This window comes from Primorskyibacter flagellatus, assembly GCF_014638275.1.
Lineage (GTDB): Bacteria > Pseudomonadota > Alphaproteobacteria > Rhodobacterales > Rhodobacteraceae > Pseudooceanicola > Pseudooceanicola flagellatus_A.
This window is the reverse complement of record NZ_BMFJ01000002.1, coordinates 629,575-649,011: the sequence shown is the minus strand read 5'-3', so window position 1 is coordinate 649,011 and position 19,437 is coordinate 629,575. Positions and strand designations below refer to the sequence as shown.

At 65.0% G+C, this 19,437-nt stretch carries 18 protein-coding genes; 8 read left to right on the top strand and 10 right to left on the bottom strand.

The window, feature by feature from the left end; translation table 11 throughout:
• Nucleotides 1-2 precede the first annotated feature (2 nt).
• The 3 genes from lptB to IEV87_RS17475 all read left to right on the top strand — a co-directional run bounded on the left by lptB (nt 3) and on the right by IEV87_RS17475 (nt 2,085).
• Entirely contained in the window at nt 3-770 is a 768-nt protein-coding gene (gene lptB / locus IEV87_RS17485) for an LPS export ABC transporter ATP-binding protein (RefSeq protein WP_188479097.1), read from the top strand.
• Between the two features lie 244 nt (nt 771-1,014).
• Complete coding sequence (hpf, locus tag IEV87_RS17480) at nt 1,015-1,584, top strand: ribosome hibernation-promoting factor, HPF/YfiA family (protein ID WP_188479096.1); 570 nt, start codon at nt 1,015-1,017, stop codon at nt 1,582-1,584.
• A 36-nt stretch (nt 1,585-1,620) separates the two neighbouring features.
• Entirely contained in the window at nt 1,621-2,085 is a 465-nt protein-coding gene (locus IEV87_RS17475) for a PTS sugar transporter subunit IIA (RefSeq protein ID WP_188479095.1), read from the top strand.
• A gap of 42 nt (nt 2,086-2,127) precedes the next feature.
• On the opposite strand, the gene IEV87_RS17470 is transcribed toward IEV87_RS17475, so the two are convergent.
• From IEV87_RS17470 to cysQ, 8 genes are all read right to left on the bottom strand, one after another.
• Nucleotides 2,128-3,555, bottom strand: coding sequence for a sulfotransferase family 2 domain-containing protein (locus IEV87_RS17470; RefSeq protein ID WP_188479094.1), 1,428 nt, complete (start codon nt 3,553-3,555; stop codon nt 2,128-2,130).
• Nucleotides 3,556-5,262: a DUF5927 domain-containing protein gene (locus IEV87_RS17465; RefSeq protein WP_188479093.1), complete on the bottom strand. Its 1,707-nt coding sequence runs from the start codon at nt 5,260-5,262 to the stop codon at nt 3,556-3,558.
• On the bottom strand, nt 5,259-6,269 hold the full coding sequence (locus tag IEV87_RS17460) for a glycosyltransferase family 2 protein (protein ID WP_188479092.1): 1,011 nt from the start codon (nt 6,267-6,269) through the stop codon (nt 5,259-5,261). The genes IEV87_RS17465 and IEV87_RS17460 overlap by 4 nt, the downstream gene beginning before the upstream one ends.
• 51 nt (nt 6,270-6,320) lie before the next feature.
• Nucleotides 6,321-7,604, bottom strand: a complete 1,284-nt coding sequence (locus tag IEV87_RS17455; protein ID WP_188479091.1) for a glycosyltransferase family 4 protein — start codon at nt 7,602-7,604, stop codon at nt 6,321-6,323.
• Nucleotides 7,564-8,547, bottom strand: coding sequence for a UDP-glucose 4-epimerase GalE (galE, locus tag IEV87_RS17450; RefSeq protein WP_188479090.1), 984 nt, complete (start codon nt 8,545-8,547; stop codon nt 7,564-7,566). Before galE ends, IEV87_RS17455 begins: the two co-directional genes overlap by 41 nt.
• 12 nt (nt 8,548-8,559) lie before the next feature.
• On the bottom strand, nt 8,560-9,453 hold the full coding sequence (gene galU / locus IEV87_RS17445) for a UTP--glucose-1-phosphate uridylyltransferase GalU (RefSeq protein WP_188479089.1): 894 nt from the start codon (nt 9,451-9,453) through the stop codon (nt 8,560-8,562).
• 145 nt (nt 9,454-9,598) lie between these two features.
• A complete protein-coding gene (locus IEV87_RS17440; protein ID WP_188479088.1) occupies nt 9,599-10,837 on the bottom strand; it encodes a glycosyltransferase family 2 protein in 1,239 nt (412 codons plus the stop codon).
• Between the two features lie 8 nt (nt 10,838-10,845).
• On the bottom strand, nt 10,846-11,616 hold the full coding sequence (cysQ, locus tag IEV87_RS17435) for a 3'(2'),5'-bisphosphate nucleotidase CysQ (protein WP_188479513.1): 771 nt from the start codon (nt 11,614-11,616) through the stop codon (nt 10,846-10,848).
• 159 nt (nt 11,617-11,775) lie between these two features.
• On the opposite strand from cysQ, the gene IEV87_RS17430 reads away from it, so the two are divergent.
• The gene (locus IEV87_RS17430; RefSeq protein ID WP_188479512.1) at nt 11,776-12,597 is read left to right on the top strand and encodes an ABC transporter permease; all 822 of its coding nucleotides are present in this window, start codon (nt 11,776-11,778) and stop codon (nt 12,595-12,597) included.
• Nucleotides 12,594-13,208: an SH3 domain-containing protein gene (locus tag IEV87_RS17425; protein ID WP_188479087.1), complete on the top strand. Its 615-nt coding sequence runs from the start codon at nt 12,594-12,596 to the stop codon at nt 13,206-13,208. The genes IEV87_RS17430 and IEV87_RS17425 overlap by 4 nt, the downstream gene beginning before the upstream one ends.
• Here IEV87_RS17425 and IEV87_RS17420 read toward each other — a convergent pair.
• Together IEV87_RS17420 and IEV87_RS17415 are read right to left on the bottom strand one after the other, a co-directional pair.
• A complete protein-coding gene (locus tag IEV87_RS17420) occupies nt 13,205-13,816 on the bottom strand; it encodes an alpha-ketoglutarate-dependent dioxygenase AlkB family protein (protein WP_188479086.1) in 612 nt (203 codons plus the stop codon). The two genes, IEV87_RS17425 and IEV87_RS17420, sit on opposite strands and share 4 nt — an antisense overlap.
• 12 nt (nt 13,817-13,828) lie before the next feature.
• Nucleotides 13,829-14,392 carry a TetR/AcrR family transcriptional regulator gene (locus tag IEV87_RS17415; RefSeq protein WP_188479085.1) on the bottom strand — a complete coding sequence of 188 codons (564 nt, stop codon included), beginning with the start codon at nt 14,390-14,392 and terminating at the stop codon, nt 13,829-13,831.
• A gap of 102 nt (nt 14,393-14,494) precedes the next feature.
• On the opposite strand from IEV87_RS17415, the gene IEV87_RS17410 reads away from it, so the two are divergent.
• From IEV87_RS17410 to dnaJ, 3 genes are all read left to right on the top strand, one after another.
• Nucleotides 14,495-15,481, top strand: coding sequence for an SDR family NAD(P)-dependent oxidoreductase (locus IEV87_RS17410; RefSeq protein WP_188479084.1), 987 nt, complete (start codon nt 14,495-14,497; stop codon nt 15,479-15,481).
• A gap of 580 nt (nt 15,482-16,061) precedes the next feature.
• Nucleotides 16,062-17,969 carry a molecular chaperone DnaK gene (gene dnaK / locus IEV87_RS17405; protein ID WP_188479083.1) on the top strand — a complete coding sequence of 636 codons (1,908 nt, stop codon included), beginning with the start codon at nt 16,062-16,064 and terminating at the stop codon, nt 17,967-17,969.
• A 76-nt stretch (nt 17,970-18,045) separates the two neighbouring features.
• Nucleotides 18,046-19,191 (top strand): molecular chaperone DnaJ, encoded by a 1,146-nt coding sequence (gene dnaJ, locus IEV87_RS17400; protein ID WP_188479082.1) that lies wholly within the window; start codon nt 18,046-18,048, stop codon nt 19,189-19,191.
• The last annotated feature ends 246 nt before the right edge of the window (nt 19,192-19,437 follow it).

Below are 19,437 nucleotides of genomic sequence, written 5' to 3'. Positions count from 1 at the left end.
CCTTGGCGAAGCCGACGCTCCAGATCCACGACGGGGACCCGGACCAGCGCGGGCTGCGTATCGACAACCTGCGCAAGTCCTACAAGAAGCGCGTGGTGATCCGCGACGTGACCATGAAGGTCGACCAGGGCGAGGTGGCCGCGCTTCTCGGGCCGAACGGGTCGGGAAAGACGACAACCTTCTATGCGGTTGCCGGGCTCGTGGTGCCCGAAGGCGGCACGGTGAAGATCGACGGGCGCAACGTCACCGCGATGCCCATGTACCGGCGCGCGCGGCTTGGCATCGGCTACCTGCCGCAGGAAATGTCGATCTTCCGCGGACTGTCGGTCGAAGACAACATCTCCGCCATTCTCGACATCACCCATTCGGACCGGCACAAGCGGCGGGAACGGCTGGAGGAACTGCTGTCGGAATTCTCAATCGAACACCTGCGCCGGGCCCCCGCCATGGCGCTGTCGGGCGGGGAACGGCGGCGGGTGGAGATCGCGCGCTGCCTTGCCGCCGATCCGAAATACCTGCTGCTGGACGAACCCTTTGCCGGGGTCGATCCGATCTCCGTCTCGGACATCCGGCACCTTGTCGGCGATCTCAAGATGCGCGGGATCGGCGTGCTCATCACCGACCACAACGTGCGCGAGACGCTGGAAATCGTGGACCGCGCCTACATCCTGCACGACGGCAAGGTGCTGATGTCGGGTACCCCCGAAGAGGTGGTCGAGAACGAAAACGTGCGCCGTGTTTACCTAGGCGACAGTTTCCGCATTTCCTGAGCAAAGCGGCGCCGGGGGCGGCGATCTGCTTAATCACGTCCCCGCGTGACCATTGACAGGCGGGCCCGCCGTCCTTTCATATATTGGTATGACAGTCCACAGACTCCTGTTCTGCCCGGCAAATCCCTTGCGGACCCTGCGCAAGAGCAAGGAGCTTCGACTGTCTTTCCGCAGCATCCGACCCTGACCCGCCGGCGCATCCGCGCCGCCGGTTCACGCTCGGATTGTCATGAAAGGATACGGAATGCGTTACGAAGTCAGCGGCAAGCAGATCGATGTCGGCGAGGCTCTTCAATCCCACGTCAAGCAGGAGCTGGGTGTGGTCATGGAGAAGTATTCGCAACGGCCAACGGATGCGACCGTGATCTTTTCCCGTTCCGGCCATGAATATGTCTGCGAGGCCACGGTGCACCTCAGCTCCGGCCTGAATGCGTCCGCGAAGGCGCATGCCAATGAAATCTATGCCGCTTTCGACGCTGCGGGCGAGAAGATGGACAAGCAGCTGCGGCGCTACAAGCGGCGGCTGAAGGATCATCACAAACAACGGCCCGAGCCGGTTGAACTTTTCGGAGCCTCCTCGTATATCCTCGCCGCTGAACAGGAAGACGTGGAATCGGAAAGCGAAACGCTTCAGCCGATCATCGTGGCCGAGATGGAAACCAAGATTCCGTCGCTCTCGGTCGGGGAAGCGGTGATGCAGATGGAGCTGGCGGGCGCACCGGTCCTGATCTTCCGGAACGAGGGCAAGGATGGTCTGAATGTCGTGTACCGCCGCGAGGACGGGAACATCGGCTGGATCGATCCCAGAAACTGAGGCGCCGGGTCACCCCGTGCCGGGCACAAGGACGTCATGAACCTGACCGAGATCCTCAAACCGGGGGCAATCAAGGTGATTGCCTCCGCGTCGTCGAAGAAGCGGCTGTTGCATGACATCGGAGACCTTGCGGAAAGCGTCTACGGCTACGATTCCGGTGCGGTGATCGAGGCGCTGATGGAGCGCGAGTCGCTCGGCCCGACGGGCGTGGGGCACGGCGTGGCCCTGCCGCATGCCCGGCTGGCGGCGGTCAAGGACATGTCCGCCGCCTTCATCCTGCTGGAAAAGCCGGTAAACTTCGACTCCGTCGATCGCCAGCCGGTCGACATCGTGATGGCGCTCTTCGCACCCGAAGAGGCCGGGGTCGAACACCTCAAGGCGCTGGCGCTTGTGTCGCGGACGCTGCGCAACGCCGACCTGTGCAAGAAGCTGCGGGCGAACCATGACCCGGCAACCCTCTATGCGCTGCTGACGTCGGATCAGAACACGCAGGCAGCGTAGCCAGTCGTGCAGGTGTGGCGGGCTTCAGCCCGCCACGCGCCACTACCTTCGCCACGCCCCGTATCCGAACATCAGGTAATCCCGCTGGTAGACCTCTGCCACCTTCGCCTCGATCTCCGCATCGTAGATTGCGGAGAGCGGGTGCGGCGTGTCCTCCGGCACCGGGGCGGGCAGGGCCGGGTCGGGATGTCCTACCTGTTCCGCCAGGGCGGGGAGCCAGGCCTGAATCTCTTCTTCCCGGACGATCATGTCGGGCAGGGCAAAGCTCGCCATGCCCTCGATCACCGCGCTCTGCGTGGCCCATGTCTGGTCGATGCGGACGGAGGTCTGGCCGGCGAGGTTGGCCTTCAGGAAATCTAGGAACATCGAAAACGCCTCGCGGTGCTGATCGACCGGCACCGGGCTGTCGTCGTTGCGGCCCGAGAGGGGCAGCTTGTACTTCTGGCGCAGGATCTGCCGGATCTCTCCGAAACTTCCCTTGCCGGTCTGCACGATGCGCCGGCAGAACACCGCATGGGCCCGCGCGACGGGGTGGCGGATCACGGCAAAGCTGCGGTGGCCGGGGTTGCGGCGCATCCACTGGCGAAGGGTTTTCTGGGTGAATTTGCCCGGCAGACCGGCCGGATCCGCCCCGTCCAGAGCCGCCAGCCAGGCAGACACCTGGGCGTCCAGCTCTCCCCTCACCGGCATGTAGAGCAGGGGGGTCTTCGCCGCCGCCTGATAGGCCGGGACATTGGCGCCGCGGCGGGGTTCGAAGTTCGGCGTCCGGGTCAGGTCGAAACGGTCGAATTGCGACAGCGCCTGCTGCATCTCGTCGAAATTCGCGACCTTCTCCGACACCGGCGCGGGATTCTGCCGCTTGAGCTTGTCGTCAAGCCTGTCCAGCCGGTCCGCCTGCCCGAGCCAGCGGGCGAGGCCGTTCATTACGGCGACGTCCTGCAGGTCCTCATACGCCAGGTAGAAGGCGGTCTGCCCGGTCGTCTGCAGCGCGTTCAGCAGGAACACCTGGAAGGTCTGAAGCGCCTCCACATGGCGGGCGAATTCGTCGGCGTCGAATTCCACCGCCTCGACCTCCTTGCGGCGGCGGACGTCGGTCAGCTTCCACTGGCCAGTGGCGCGGGCGATCTTCCAGCTGACATAGCTGTCCACGGGATTGCGGGTCAGCACGATCTTGGCGCAGCGCGGGTCAGGCAGGATCGTGTCCAGAACGCGCGGGTCGTGGTCGTGGAAGAAGCGGAACCCGGTCAGCTGCGGCTGCGCCTTCACCGTTTCGATGAGGCTCTGCGGGTCGGCGTCGCGCTGTTCCATCGTGATGCCGAGGCAGTCGGTCCTGTTCGGGTAGCCGGGAAAGGTCGGGTTGAATGCCTCACCCACGCAGGACAGGCCGGGAAAGGCGTTCAGGTTCGCCTCGAGAAAATTGGAGCCGGTGCGCATTTCGGCAAAGACAACGAAGTAATCGAAACCGGACATCTATTTCTTCACCAGATAGGGTTTGCGCGGGCGTCCGGGCTGCGGACGGCTGGCGGGCGGGTCGACGGGGAAATCGCCCATGAGATAGGGGTGCATCCCCTGGTTCTTGAGGTTCTGGAGAAACTGGCCAAAGCCGGTCAGGTTCACCATCTTGGGCGCTTCGGTCAGGCGGCGCGCGTTGCGTGCGCCAAGCTCGTCGATGACGGTCTGCAGCGGCTCCATCGGATTTTCCACGAATTCCGCCATGGACCAGATGCGCACGCGGGCCTTGGCCTGTGGGGCACGGAGCATGTCGAGGAAGTCGTTCTCGATCTTCTGGAGCGCGGCGGCCTCGGCCCTGAGGTCGGCGAAGTTGCGGTTGGACTGGAACAACGGGACTGCCCAGGCCCCGGAGATGACAGAGATCTGGGCGTTCGGGTCGCGCGACATGGACAGCGCCGCGCCCTGTTCGTCATGCGGGCCGAACTGCAGGCACTGGCGTTCCCCACGGGTGTTCCAGATCAGGTTGGTGAGGAAGTCGCGCGGCCGGTAGTCGCGGATCGCGGCGCTGTCGGACAGCGCGCCGTTGATGACGGACTGGTCGCCTGAATAGTGCACGCGATCCGGCGCGTAGACATGGCCGTGGACCTTGCAACCGGTTGTGCGTGCCAACCAGGTTTCGAAATCTTCGAAAATTTCGGAAAAGCCCTGAAAGACGGAATACTTCGCCCCGGTCAGCCCGTTTTCCCAGCTTTTGCGGGGGTAGCGGCTTTGCATGTACAGGCCCGGCCGCCCCCGCGTGCGGCGTTCCACGGCGCGGGAAAAGATCCGGTCGATCTTGCCGGGGTTGGGCTCCGTCCGCTTCATGGCGTGGGCCTCGTCGGTCAGGAAGGCTTCGTAAAGCCGGTCGGCCCGGTGCCAGATCTTGCGCGCGACAAAGCAGTCCGACCGGCGGAGCAGCTGCAGGTGGTCGTCGTAGAAGATGTGCGGCTTGCCCTGAAAATCGAACTTCGACAGGGTCAGCGACCGGCTTTCGACATGCTGGGAATAAAGCCGGGTCAGGGTCTGGAAATAGCTCTCGTCCGGGATCCAGACCCGGCGGAAGAACCGGTCGTAGGTGGCGCGCTCCGGGTCCTGAAGGATCGCGGACAGGGTCTGCCGGGTCAGGCACCACCATTGCGACCCCATGTGCGGGATGATCCCGTTCGGCATCCGGCGTTTCATGCGCAGACGTCGCTGCAGGCGGACATAGCCGTCAAACAGCAGGCGGTGGCGTTTCCAGGCGAAGGGGAAGCGCAGGGTGAACCGTTCGCTGTCCAGCCCGCCGACGGTCCAGGGAACATCGGCGGTCGTCGCGCTTTCGATGAAGTCGGTGCGGGGCCGGTCGGCGAGGTAGTCGATCAGCTCCTGCACCGGGCGCAGGGGCAGGCAGGAGCCGGAAGCGAGGTAGACATGGCGCACCTCGGGAAACTCCCGCAGCATCTTTTCCGAAGCGGACTGGGTGGCGGCGACGATCCCCCAGGTGCCCCATTCGCAGCGGTGGCGATCGGAAAACCGGATGATGTCCACGTCCTTCAGCGCCTTGCGGAACCGGTCGTATTTCCGGCGCGGAACGTTGGTGTCGGCGTGGATCACAACCGGGCAGCCCGAGGCCGCCCAGTGCCGCGCCACCTGTTCGGCCCGGTCCAGCGCGGTGTGCACCAGCATGACGATGCCGACCCCGCTCATGCCCAGTTGCCCTTGGACATGAGGCCGAGGATCTCAAGCTGGCGCCAGTTGATGTATTTCTCGGACCATTTGCACCAGAGCTCCGGGTCGTCGCGCATCAGGTCGGCATAGGCGCGGTATTCGACAGAGGCGTTGTAATGCTGGCGGCGGTCCAGTTCCTCTTTCGCCTTGTGGGTGAAGGTGTCGAGGAACTTCGTGTGCAGCAGCAGCCCGGAGGCCTTTTCCCCGCCCCATTCGTCATACACGAGGTTCAGGCCGCGCGGCAGCAGCATGTGGGTGGAGGAGACGTAGGTGTTCTTCCTCTCCCACTTCACCAGCGGGATCTTGTTCAGCGCGGGGGCCAGTTCGGGCGCGTCGGGGAAGAACACGCGCTGACGCGGCCCGCCCTGTATCCAGAGGTTGCCATAGCGGGCGTTGCGCTGGATGACGTAGTTGCCGCTGTCGAACCATGACGCGATTTCCAGCGGGTCCTGCCCTTCGCGGTAGGGCTGCGCGTCGACACGGCCCTTGGGGTACATGTCCAGCAGCATGGCCGAGAAGGACTTGATCGAGGACGCGTCGAGCCAGTCGGTCAGAGCCTGAATGGGCCGGGTGTCGCAGAAGGGGTAGATGAAGAATTCGTCGGGATCGACGGTCAGCGCCCAGTGGCCATGCGCGTAGCGCAGCAGCAGCCAGTTGATCCAGTCCATCCCGAAGCGGGCGCGCTTGTAGCTGCGGCGCGCGGTCCAGACGGAACAGTCGGGCTGGTCGGCGAGCCAGGCGGCGCTGCCGTCGGTGCTGTCATTGTCGACAAAGAAGAAGTGCCCGATGCCGAGCCGGCGGTAGTAGTCCAGGAAATAGGGCAGGCGGATGCGTTCGTTGCGCAGGGTGCAGAACAGCAGAACGTCGGACCGGCGGATCTGGCGGGTGCGGTTGGCAACGGGGGTCAGTTCGCGCCGCTTGCGGACGGCGCGGATCAGCCAGCGGCGGCGCTGGAGCCGAAGGCGATATGACGAAACGATGCTCAACGCCCGCCCTTCTTGATCCTTGGCGCCGGGTTCCCAAAGGGCGTTGCTGTATCAGGTGATCCTTAAGACCACCTTGAAATGCTCGTCCCAGGTCGGGGCCGTGTAGCCCCCTGTGCCCGTGGTGCCTGACCGTTTTTCCTCTATCCGGCTCTTTATGGCCGTTGTCCAAGGATACCTGTCGTCGGGCGGCAGGTAAACTGGCAATTCTCCTAGCATTTCCCGGACCGAGGGCAGGTCGGAGGAGATCACCGGCGTCTGCAGCGACGCGGCCTCGATCGGGGGCAGGCCGTAGCCTTCGGCAAAGCTGGGGAACAGCAGGGCGTCGGCGCGTACCATCAGGGCGGTGACCGCCTTGTCCGACAGGTCGGACCATTCGAATATGTCGCGGTTGCGCATCGGGCTGGCGTCAAGCCTGCGGAACAGGTCCTCGTTGCGCCAGCCGCGGCTGCCAACGATGCCAAGCACCGGGCGGGGGCCGTCAGTCTCCTCGTCCCATTCTTCCCAGACGTCGAGCATCAGGGCGTGGTTCTTGCGCGGCTCGATCGTGCCCACCATCAGGAACAGCGGGCGGTTGGCGGGCAGGTCGGCGGGCAGGGCGATTGCGTCCGGCCGCGCCACGTCGGTGCCGAGGTGGGCGACGACGATACGGGGCGGGGTCAGGTCCCCGGGCAGCGCTTCTTCCTCCTTCATCCGGTCGATATGGCGGAGGATATCGTCGCGGGTCTTCATGCTGGGGCAGAGGATCGTGTCTGCAAAATTCAGCGTGCGCCGCAACATCCCGGCAAACCGCTCCACCGCTTCGGGCCGGTTGTAGTCGGGAAAATCCAGCGGGATCGTGTCGTGGATCATCACGGTGATCCGGGCGTTCGGCAGATCAGACACCGCACTCAGCGTCGTGTCCGTCATGTCGGAATGGCCGACGTTCAGGTAGATCGTGTTGGGCGGCAGGTCAGCCAGGAGCCGGTCGAGCTTCTTTCCGTAGACCTTCGCGGAGGCGAGCCGCCAGACATCGCTCTGAACCTGGCGCTGCATCGGGGTCAGGCGCAGGGCACAGCGGAACAGCAGGCGGGTCGGACCCCAGGGGGTGCGCCCCTGTACCCGGTGCAGCAGCGAGGTCAGGCCGCCGCGATCCAGCAGGACGTAGCCGACCGCGACGCGCAGCAGCCCCATGAGCGGGACATCGCGGTCCAGCAGTTCGCGCAGGTAGGCGTATTCGACGCGGTCTATGCCGGTCGGCTGACGGCCGGGGCGGCTGATCAGCCGGGTCAGGTCCAGCAGGCGGACGGGTTCGGGTTTATTTGTCGTAGTGGCCAGTCTGATGCCACCGCCAGGCATCGGCGATCATCTGGTCCAGCGTCGACCGGTCCGGGCTCCAGCCCAGTTCGGTCACGGCGCGGGTCGAACCCGAGACCAGTTTGGTGCAATCGCCGGGTCTGCGCGGCCCCTCCTTGAACGGCACGGCCCTGTTGGTGACCGCGCGGGAATGATCGATAACCTCCCGGACCGAGAACCCCGATCCGGTGCCGAGATTAAACACACGGCTCGGCTTGCCGTCCATCAGCCATTTCAGGCCAAGCACATGCGCATCCACCAGATCGCAGACGTGCACGTAGTCGCGGATGCAGGTGCCATCTGGCGTGTCGTAGTCCGTGCCGTGGATCGTCAGGGCGTCCCGCCGACCGTCGATCGCGTCCAGCATCAGCGGAATGAGGTGGGTTTCCGGGGTGTGGAATTCCCCGACCTCCGACTCCGGGTCGGCGCCGGCGACGTTGAAATATCGGAAGATCACATGGCGCAGGTTGGTGGCGGCGCCGAAGTCGCGCAGCATGTCCTCGATCGCGCGCTTGGAGGCGCCGTAGGCGTTGATCGGCATCTGCGCGGAGTTCTCGTCCAGCACCACGTTGTCCTGATCGCCATAGGTCGCGCAGGTCGAGGAGAAGACGAAGTTCATGCAGCCCGCGTCCGTCGCGGCCTCGATCAGGTTGAGCGAACCGTCGACGTTGTTCTTCCAGTAGAGACCCGGCTTGGCCATGCTCTCCCCGACCTGGGAGAGGGCGGCGAAATGCATCACCGCGACGGGCTGGTGCGTGTTGAACACCTCGTCCAGCCGGGCGCGGTCCAGCAGATCGCCCTTCTCGAAGGGGCCGAACTTCACCGCCTCTTCCCAGCCCGTGACGAGACTGTCGTAGGTGACGGGTTCAAACCCTGCCGCGCGCAGGGCCTTGCAGGCGTGCGAGCCGATGTAGCCCGCGCCGCCGGTCACAAGTACCTTGTCCATTCCCGGATGCTCTTACTGCGCCGCCTGGTCGATGTTCACGACTTCCCGCAGGAAACCCATCAGGTCGTCGCGCAGATCCGGGCGGGACAGGGCGAAGGACACGGTGGCCTGCAGGTAGCCGGACTTGGAGCCGCAGTCGAAGCGCTGGCCGTTAAAGCGGTAGCCGTAGACCGGCCGGCCTTCGGTGATTTCCTGCGCGATGGCGTCGGTCAGCTGGATCTCTCCGCCGGCACCTTCCTGCTTGGCGTTCAGGTTCTTGAAAATCTGAGGGGTGAGGAGGTAGCGCCCGATCACGGCGAGGTTGGAGGGCTGGGTGCCGGGCGCGGGCTTTTCCACCATGCCTTTGACCGAGACGAGCGAGCCGTGGTCTTCCTGCACGTCGAGAATCCCGTAGGCGGAGGCGCGGTCGGGCGCGACCTCCATTGCCGCGACCATGTTGCCGGGGTTCTTTTCGAACGCCTCGACCATCTGCTGCAGGCAGGGCTTTTCGGCGGCGATGATGTCGTCGGGCAGGATCACCGCGAAGGGTTCGTTGCCGACCAGACGGCGGGCGCACCAGACGGCGTGGCCGAGGCCAAGCGCCTTGTGCTGGCGGATGTAGGCGATCGCGCCGCTGTCCATGTTGGTGTTCTTGACCTGCTCGAGCAGGTCCTTCTTGCCCTTGCGCTTGAGTTCGGCCTCAAGCTGCGGCGCATGGTCGAAGTAATCCTCCAGCGCGGCTTTTCCGCGCGAGGTGACGAAGATGAACTCCTTGATGCCGGCTGCGCGGGCCTCGTCGATCGCGTACTGGATCAGCGGGCGGTCGACCAGCGACATGATTTCCTTGGGAATGGATTTGGTTGCCGGGAGAAAACGGGTCCCCATGCCTGCAACCGGGAAAATGGCTTTGGTAATCTTGTTCTTCATGCTCAAACTCGCTCAGATCTGGTTGTCGGCAGTCCTAACCGCTTTGCCCGGACTATGTCAGAGCTTTGCGACGGTTTCACCCTGCATAGGCGGAAATGCCCCGCCGGCGGCGGCAAATTCCCAATTTTTACCATTTTTTTACCATTTAACGACCGGTGAGGCCGCGCGGCACCGCAATGCGACGCATCTCACGATCTAGGCGTTTCCGGAACGTGGTCAATTGTAGCAGGAAACCGCTTCTGTCGCTGCGGCCCCAGAGCCCGCCGCTCTGTTCCCAGAATCCCTCGCGAGTCATGCGGACCCGGTGGAACAGCATCGTGGGCGAGAAAAGGAAAAGCGAGACAGAGGCACCTTCGGCCGTGCGCGCGGCGGCGCGGGCACGCAGGGCGCGGCGCTGGCGGAAGCGTCCGGCAAGGACGACGCCGGGGGCGGCGGCGCGGCTGGCGAAGGGTTCGAAGGGGCGCGACGAATGGGGCAGGGCGGGCAGCGGGGCAAGGTCGCGCGTGCGCCCGGCCTCCAGCCCCTCGTCCAGGCGGCGGCGCAGGCGGAGGACGTCGCGCGGCTCCAGCCGGCCGGCGGTCAGGTGGTCGATCAGCGCGGCGTCCCGTTCGGCGCGAAAACGCGCGATGACCGCGGCGTGGTCCTCCTCCGGGCAGTGGCGGCGCATGTAGACGGAGAGGCTGGCGCCGATCTCGAACAGGTCGCGCGGCGCGCGGGAGGCGGACCGGCGGGCCGAGGGCGCGAAGGCGTGATGCACCTGCGCCAGCGGGGCAATGGCAGTGGTATGTGCGGCCCGCGCCAGCCGCATGTTCAGATCGGTGTCGTCGAGGTAGAAGCGATAGGCCGGGTCGAACCCGCCCAGACCGGCAAGGACCGACCGGCGAAAGGCCATGTTGGTGCCCTCGGTCTTGATCGCGCGGCCCGGCGGCGGGGTCAGGGCGGTTGCGCGGGTCTCGTCAACCCGCAGGGGCGTGGAGACGCCGGCGCGGTCGACGCTGTGTGCCTTCCACTGGAAACTGATGCCGTTGCGCCCGATCACGAAGCCGCCCGTCGCCGCGACCTGCGGATCGGCGAAGGGCGCGGTGAGATGGGTCAGCCATGTCGGTTCTGGCACGGCGTCGTCGTCGATGAAGGCGACGATCTCTCCGGCGGCGACCCCGATCCCGGCATTGCGCGCGGCCGAGATGTTGGGGTCGGCAAAGGGCACGACCTTGATCTCCTCGGTCAGGCGCAGGCGACGCACGGCCTCCTGCCCCTCGCCGTCGGTGACGACGACGATCTCGTAGCTGTCGTGGAACAGCCGGGTCAGGCCGGTCAGGGTGCGCAGCAGGCTGTCGCCGCGCCCCCGGCTGACGACGATGACGCTGACCGGCAGGGAGGCCACGGTGGCGGTCAGGCCGATTTCAGCTCGACCGAGGGCGAGCAGACGATGAAGAACGGGTTGGCGAAGCCGTCCTTGCCGTAGGCCAGCGGCTCCATCGTGTCGAAGTTCAGGACCTTGCCGCCCGCGCCGGTGACGACGGCATGACCGGCGGCGGTGTCCCATTCCATCGTGCGCCCGAGCCGGGGGTAGAGGTCGGCCTCCCCGGTCGCGACGAGGCAGAACTTCAGGGAGGACCCGGCGCTCTTCATGTCCTTGGTGGCGTATTTCCCGATATAGTCGTCAGTGGCCTGGTCACGGTGCGACTTGGACGCGACGACCATCAGCGCGGCATTGTCGGCCTCAGCCACGCGGATCGGCGTCAGCGCGCCGGGCTTGTCCTTGTCGAAGGGCGCAGTCTCCTCGACCGAGGATCCGTCGGCCAGGGTGTAGAACATGCGGTCCTTGGCCGGGGCGTAGACCACGCCGCGCACGGGTACGCCGTTTTCGACCCAGGCGATGTTGACGGTGAAATCGCCGCGACGGTTCACGAATTCCTTGGTGCCGTCCAGCGGGTCCACGATCAGGAAGTCCATCGCGCTCTCGCCATGGGTCGCGGCCTGTTCCTCTGTCACAAGGGCGACATCGGGGAAGGCGGCGCGCAGACCGGCAGAGATCAGGGCGTCGGCGGCTTCGTCGGCTTCGGTGACGGGGCTGGAGTCGGACTTGGACTTCACCTCGAAATCGTCGGAATTGTAGATCTCCATGATCTTGTCGCCCGCTTCGAGGGCAAGGCGGCGCATGACTGTTTCAAGTTTTACGTAGTCCAAATATCTTCTCCTGATCCGGCGCGGGGGCCATGGGGCGAATTGCCATGATCGGCGGTGCCCGTTATGATGACACATGAAGGGATCGGCAAGAATTCCCTGCCATTGTCGGGCAAACTTCACGAAGGCACCGGAATGTTTGAACAGCGGTTGAACAGGTCGCGTCTCGGATCGGCCATCGCGATCGCGGAGCTGGTCTACCATGCCTCCGTGCATTCGATCCGGAAATCGCATCGCAACGCGCTGATGTCGATCGGGTTGAACATGCTTCAGGCGATCATCTTCGTGCTGTCTTTCTATGCGATGTTCGAAATCCTCGGGCTGCGGCGGAACACCATCCGCGGCGACTTCCTGCTTTATATCATGTCGGGGATTTTCCTCTTCATGACCCACGTGAAGACCATCGGCGCCATTTCGGGGGCCGAAGGCGCAACCTCGGCCATGATGAAGCATGCGCCGATGAACACGGCCGTCACCATCGGGGCGGCGGCGCTGTCGACGCTGTATATCCAGGTGCTGTCGCTGACCCTGATCCTGTTCATCTATGACGTGGTGTTCCAGCCGATCACCATCGACCAGCCGGTCTATGCCTTCGGCATGCTGCTGATGGCCTGGTTCACCGGGATCGGCATCGGGCTGGTCTTCCTGGCGCTGAAACCCTGGGCACCCCAGTTCGTGAGCGTGTTCAGCCAGGTCTACCAGCGGGCCAACATGATCGCCTCGGGCAAGATGTTCGTGGCGAATTCGCTTCCGGCCTACATGGTGGCGATGTTCGACTGGAACCCGCTGTTCCACGCGATCGACCAGTGCCGGGGCTTCGTGTTCCTGAACTACACGCCGCACAACACCAGCATCGAATATCCGCTCTATGTGGGCATTGCGCTGATCATGGTCGGGCTCATGGGCGAATTCTACACGCGCCGCCACGCCTCCGTCAGCTGGGACGCGAAACGGTGAGGGGTCTGGCGGCGGTGCTGGCGCTGCTGCCGACGCTGGCTTTCGCGCAGATGCTGCCGCTGCCCGCACTGCATGACGTGCAGGGGGTGGCGGCGGATGACGTTCTCAACATTCGCAGCGGGCCAGATGCGGGGTCCGGCGTGATCGGCGCGCTTGCACCGGACGCCACCGGGGTCGAGGTCGTGGAGCGGAGCGATGACCTCAAGTGGGGGCTGGTGAATGCGGCGGAGGGTGCGGGCTGGGTCGCCCTGCGGTTTCTGCAGCGGCAGGCAGGCCAGGACTATGGGCAGTTTCCGCCCGTCACCGCCTGTTCGGGGACGGAGCCGTTCTGGTCGATGACCCGCGACGCGGGGGCGGATCACTGGGTCTATGAAAGCCCGGACGGGCCGGGCGAAAGCCTGTCGCCCTCGCTCCTTCTGACCGCATCCGGGCGGATCGACAGATGGGCGATGCGGTTCGGCGCCGGCGGTGTGCCCGGTACGGCGGTCTTCGGTCTGGCGGCCTGTTCGGACGGCATGTCGGACCGGGCCTACGGGATCACGGTGGATCTGCTGCTCGACGGCGCGACGGGTCCGGCAATGCTGTCGGGCTGCTGCACGCTGACCCGCTAGTCGACCACCCGGCAGGTGAGGTTTATGCGTCCGCCCTTCGGCATGAGTCGCGAGGACCCGAAGCGGATGCGGTCGATACCATGATGTGTCAGCCGCGCCGGACCGCCCATGAGGACCACGTCCCCCGATTCCAGCCAGATCGACTCCGTCTTGCCGCCCCGCTCCTCGTTGCCGATGCGGAACAACCCGTCGTCGCCAAGCGAGACGGAAAGCACCGGAAAGGTGAAATCTGCCTCGTCCCGGTCCTGATGCATGCCCATCTTGGCTGAATCGCCGTAGTAATTGATCAGGCAGCAATCCGGGTCGCGGGAAAGTCCGGTCGTGTCCCGCCAGATCCGCAGCACCTGTTCCGGGATCGGCGGCCAGGGCGTGCCATTCGGGTGCCGGGGTTCATAGCGGTAGCCCCTGGGATCGGAATACCAGCCGTATTTTCCCGCACTGGTCATGCGCACCGACATCTGCTTGCCGAACCGGGTGGTGGGCGAGAACAGCGGCGCGGCCTTCAGCACCCCGCGCAGGGCGTCGATCAGATCATACTGGGCGGGCTCGTCCAGATAGCCCTTGTGAATGTCAAAGCCCCGGATCCGGAGCGTGGGGGATGCTGGCATCGCGCGGCCCGTTCATGCACCGGAGGGGGGGTCCGGCAGGATGTCCTGCACCCCGAGATGCCGCATTCCGTCCTTGTCGAAAACCCCTTGTAGCGACAGCAGTGCGAATCCGTGCACCGTGCACCAGTCGCGGACGCTGGCAGCGGCGGGATCCCCGGAGGCCCCGGCAACGTCGCGCAGGACGGCGAAACTGGCGCTCATCGCGGCGGCGAGCACGGGGTCGGAGAAATCGACGCGCCCGCGCGCCCACATCAGTTCGAACAACGCGGGATGGGCGCGGGCAAAGGCGACATAGCCCTCCGCCGCGGCGCGCCGGCGCTCGGCGCGGGGCGCGTCCGGGTTCAGCCCGTCGGTCATGGCGGCGTGCAGGCAGGTCTGGCCCTCGGCGGCGATGGCGGTCAGCAGGCCGGTGACGTTGCCGAAGTGGTTCTTCGGCGCGGTATGGCTGACCCCGACCCGTTCGGCGCAGGCGCGCAGGGACAGCCGGTCCAGCCCTTCGGATTCGAGGATCTCCAGCCCCGCGGCGATCAGGGCCGGTTTCAGGTTGCCATGGTGATAGCTGCGGGTCGCGGTCATGAGTGTCTTATCCCGCTTTATGTTTCCGGTGTAAATATCTTCTTGACGACTTGCCCGCCGCGCAATATTTCCACCGTAAACATTTGCCCGAGGAGAGACCCGATGGTCAAACGCACCGCCCCCCATGTTCTGTACTACGATACACTTGCCGCCTCGCTCCCCGACCTGTCGGGTAAGGTTGTGGCGATCACCGGCTGCACGTCCGGCATGGGTCTGGTGCTGGCGGAAACGGCGGCGGGGAGGGGTGCGTCCGTGATCATGCTGAACCGTCCGTCCGACCGGGCGGAGGCCGCGCTCGCCAGGGTCCGGATGCTGGGGGAGGCGCAGTTCGTGGCCTGCGACCTGACCTCCTTCGCTTCGGTCCGGGCGGCGGGGCAGGCGCTGCGCGGGATGCTGGGCGAGACCGGGCTCGACGTGCTGGTGAACAACGCAGGGCTCATGGGCCTGCCGGACCGCGCCACGGAGGACGGGTTCGACGTGCAGATGCAGGCGAACCACCTGGGCCATTTCCTGCTGGTGAGCGAGGTCTGGCCCCTGCTGGATCGCGCGGCGTCCCTGCGCGGAGAGGCGCGAGTGGTCAACCATTCCTCCGGCGCACGCAATGCGCCGAAGCGGGCGCTGGAGCGTCGGTTTCTGGAGCCGAAGGGTGGCGATCTGGGCGGCGATCGCTGGCCGGGCATGGGGAAATGGGTGCGTTACCAGCAGTCCAAGCTGGCCAACCTGCTGTTCACCTATGCCCTGCAGAACAGGGCGGAGGCGCGGAAGGGGAACCGGGTCAAGGTGCTCTGCGCGCATCCGGGTCCCTGCGACAGCGGGTTGCAGGCCAAGACGGCGGGGACGACGGTGCTTGACCGCTACATCCTGCGACGCACTCTCAACGAGGCGCAGAGCCTGCAGGACGGGACCTGCGGGCTGGCGCGGGCTGCGTTTGAGCCGGGGGTTGTCGGGGGTCAGTTCTACGGTCCGGATGCGGTGAAACGGACCGGTCCGGCTGAACTCTTGCCGGAGGAACGGAACCCGGAGGCGGAGGCAATGCTGTGGGAGGCGAGCCTGAAGGCGACAGGGGTGAAGGACTTCTTCGGGGAGTAGGGCGTCCACTCCTGATGCGTCGTCATCCTCGGACTTGATCCGAGGATCTTTGGCCCAGGGGCGCGCCTGGCGGGGAGATCCTCGGGGCGAGCCCGAGGATGACGGGGTGAGGGCACGCGCCGGTCCGCCAAGTTTTTCGGACGCCCCGCCCGAAACGACAGCGCAGCGGTCCGGGCTGCGCACGTCCGCCCCCCGGACGGGCGCTGCGTCATCGTTTGCGCGGCGATTGGACTGAACGCTTCCGTGGCACGATAAAGTGGCGACCACGGGTGACACAGCGCCCCTCCACGTTCATGCGCCGCCCTCCGTCACGCGCTGTCCGGACCGGCTTGCGGTCGCATCGGGGCGGGCGAAGACTGTTTGCGCGAAAGATCATTGCCCCTCCCGTCGGCAGCCCCGCACCAATCCGTCAAATTTGCCATTCACCCCGGCAACCGCGACTTGCAGGGCCAATGACCCCTCCTTATATAGCGTCCGAAGCGCGGCGGACCGGTTTCCGGGCGCCGCCAATCGGGCGGTGGCGGATGCCGTACTCGGGTCCGTTACCGGAACTATCGCCTTAAGTGAAAGGGATGAACACATGTCCAAAGTCATCGGGATCGACCTCGGCACCACGAACTCCTGCGTCGCCATCATGGACGGGTCGCAGCCCAAGGTCATCGAAAACTCCGAAGGCGCGCGTACGACCCCGTCGATCGTGGCCTTCACCGACGAGGAACGCCTCGTCGGCCAGTCCGCCAAACGCCAGGCGGTCACCAACGCCTCCAATACCATCTTCGGCGTCAAGCGCCTGATCGGCCGCCGCTTCGACGACGCCGACCTCGCCAAGGACAAGAAGAACCTGCCGTTCAACGTCATCGACGGCGGCAACGGCGATGCATGGGTGGAAGCCAAGGACGAGAAATACTCGCCCTCGCAGATTTCCGCCTTCATTCTCGGCAAGATGAAGGAAACCGCCGAGAGCTATCTTGGCGAAGACGTCACGCAGGCGGTCATCACCGTCCCGGCGTATTTCAACGACGCTCAGCGTCAGGCCACCAAGGACGCCGGCAAGATCGCCGGTCTCGAAGTGCTGCGGATCATCAACGAACCGACCGCCGCCGCGCTGGCCTACGGGCTCGACAAGAAGGACAGCCAGACGATCGCGGTCTATGACCTCGGCGGCGGTACCTTCGACGTCACGATCCTGGAAATCGACGACGGCCTGTTCGAAGTGAAATCGACCAACGGGGACACGTTCCTCGGCGGTGAGGACTTCGACATGCGGATCGTCAACTACCTCGCCGACGAGTTCAAGAAAGAGCACCAGGTCGACCTGACCAAGGACAAGATGGCCCTCCAGCGCCTGAAAGAGGCGGCGGAGAAGGCGAAGATCGAACTGTCGTCGAGCCAGTCGACGGAGATCAACCAGCCGTTCATCTCCATGGGTTCCAACGGTCAGCCGCTGCACATGGTCATGAAGCTGACCCGTGCCAAGCTGGAATCGCTGGTCGGCGACCTGATCAAGTCGTCGATGAAGCCGTGCCAGGCCGCGCTGAAAGACGCCGGGCTGACGACGTCCGATATCGACGAGGTGGTTCTGGTCGGCGGTATGACCCGCATGCCGAAGGTCATCGAAGAGGTGACGAAGTTCTTCGGGAAAGAGCCGCACAAGGGCGTGAACCCGGACGAAGTGGTGGCGCTTGGCGCGGCGATCCAGGCCGGTGTTCTGCAGGGCGACGTGAAGGACGTGGTGCTGCTGGACGTGACGCCGCTGTCGCTTGGCATCGAAACGCTTGGTGGCGTGTTCACCCGGTTGATCGACCGCAACACGACGATCCCGACCAAGAAATCCCAGGTCTTCTCGACCGCCGAGGACAACCAGAATGCCGTGACCATCCGGGTCTTCCAGGGTGAACGCGAGATGGCGGCCGACAACAAGATGCTCGGCCAGTTCAACCTCGAAGACATCCCGCCGGCCCCGCGCGGCATGCCTCAGATCGAGGTGACCTTCGACATCGACGCCAACGGCATCGTCTCCGTGTCCGCCAAGGACAAGGGCACGAACAAGGAGCAGAAGATCACGATCCAGGCTTCCGGCGGTCTGTCCGACGACGACATCGAGAAGATGGTCAAGGAAGCCGAGGAGAACGCGGACGCCGACAAGGCGCGTCGCGAACTGGTGGAGGCCCGCAACCAGGCCGAAAGCCTCATCCACTCGACCGAGAAGTCGATCGAGGAGCATGGCGACAAGGTCGATCCCTCGACCGTAGAGGCGATCGAACTGGCCGTTGCCGCTCTCAAGGACGAACTCGAGAACGACAATGCTGACAAGATCAAGTCCGGCATCCAGAACGTGACCGAAGCGGCCATGAAGCTGGGCGAGGCGATCTACAAGGCGCAGCAGGACGAGGCCGATGAACCGATGGCCTCCGACGGCCCCGGTTCCGACGATGACGACATCGTCGACGCCGACTTCGAGGACCTGGATGACAACAAGCGTGCCTGATCGCGCGTAAGGGAACCTCTGGGGCCGGTCCGCGACAGGGCCGGCCCTACCCGTTCCCAGGGGAGACCACCCAAACATGGCAAAGCGTGACTATTACGACCTGCTGGGGCTGAAGAAGGGCGCCAGCCCGGAAGAGATCAAGAAGGCCTATCGTCAGAAGGCCAAGGAACTGCACCCCGACCGGAATTCGGACAATCCGAATGCGGAGGAGCAGTTCAAGGAAGTGAACGAAGCCTACGACGTGCTCAAGGACGCCGACCGCAAGGCGGCCTATGACCGGTTCGGCCATGCGGCCTTCGACGGCGGCATGGGCGGTGGCGGGCCACGTCCCGGCGGCCAGCAGGGCGATTTCGCCTCGGCCTTCTCGGACGTGTTCGATGACCTGTTCGGCGATTTCATGGGCCAGCGCGGTGGTGGCGGCGGACGGCGGCGGGCGACCCGCGGGTCCGACCTGCGCTACAACCTGCGCGTGACCCTGGAAGAGGCCTACGAGGGGCTGCAGAAGACCATCCAGGTTCCGACCTCCGTGATGTGCGGCGAATGCAACGGCTCCGGCGCCGAGGGCGGGTCCGAACCCGTGACCTGCCCGACCTGTTCCGGCATGGGCAAGGTCCGGGCACAGCAGGGCTTCTTCACCGTCGAACGCACCTGTCCGACCTGTTCGGGCGCTGGTCAGATCATCAAGAATCCCTGCAAGGCCTGCGGTGGTCAGGGCCGGGTCGAACGGGACAAGTCGCTGTCGGTCAACATCCCGGCGGGGGTCGAAACCGGCACCCGTATCCGCCTTGGTGGCGAGGGCGAGGCCGGGATGCGCGGGGGTCCGGCGGGCGATCTCTACATCTTTATCGAGGTAGAGCCGCACAAGATCTTCGAGCGTGACGCCTCCAACCTTTACTGCCGCGTCCCGGTGTCGATGACGACGGCCGCCATGGGCGGGGATATCGAGGTGCCAACGATCGACGGCGGTCGTTCGCGCGTGAAGATCCCAGAGGGTTCGCAATCTGGTCGCCAGATGCGCCTGCGTGGCAAGGGCATGCCGGCGCTGCGCGGCGGTCCGGCGGGCGACATGATGATCGAGCTTGCGGTGGAAACCCCAGTGAACCTGACCGCACGCCAGAAGGAGCTTCTGCGGGAGTTCGAGGCGCTGAGCGAGAACAACAGCCCCGAGAACAAGGATTTCCTGAAGTCCGTCCGCAACTTCTGGGATTCGATGAAGGGGTGATCTGATGAACCGGCCCCTGGGGCCGGCGGACCTTCCGGTGGAAGGTCCGGTCGGATCACGGGCGGAGCCCCGGAATTGGTGAACCGTCACCGTCCTCTCCGCCCCCCGTCATCCTCCGGCTTGACCGGAGGATCTCCCCGACCACGCAGCCTTCGACTGCGAGATCCTCGGATCAAATCTGAGGATGAGAATCGCACCGGCCGAGACATTCCATTGACGCGCATCGTCGCACGACAGTCGCGCCTT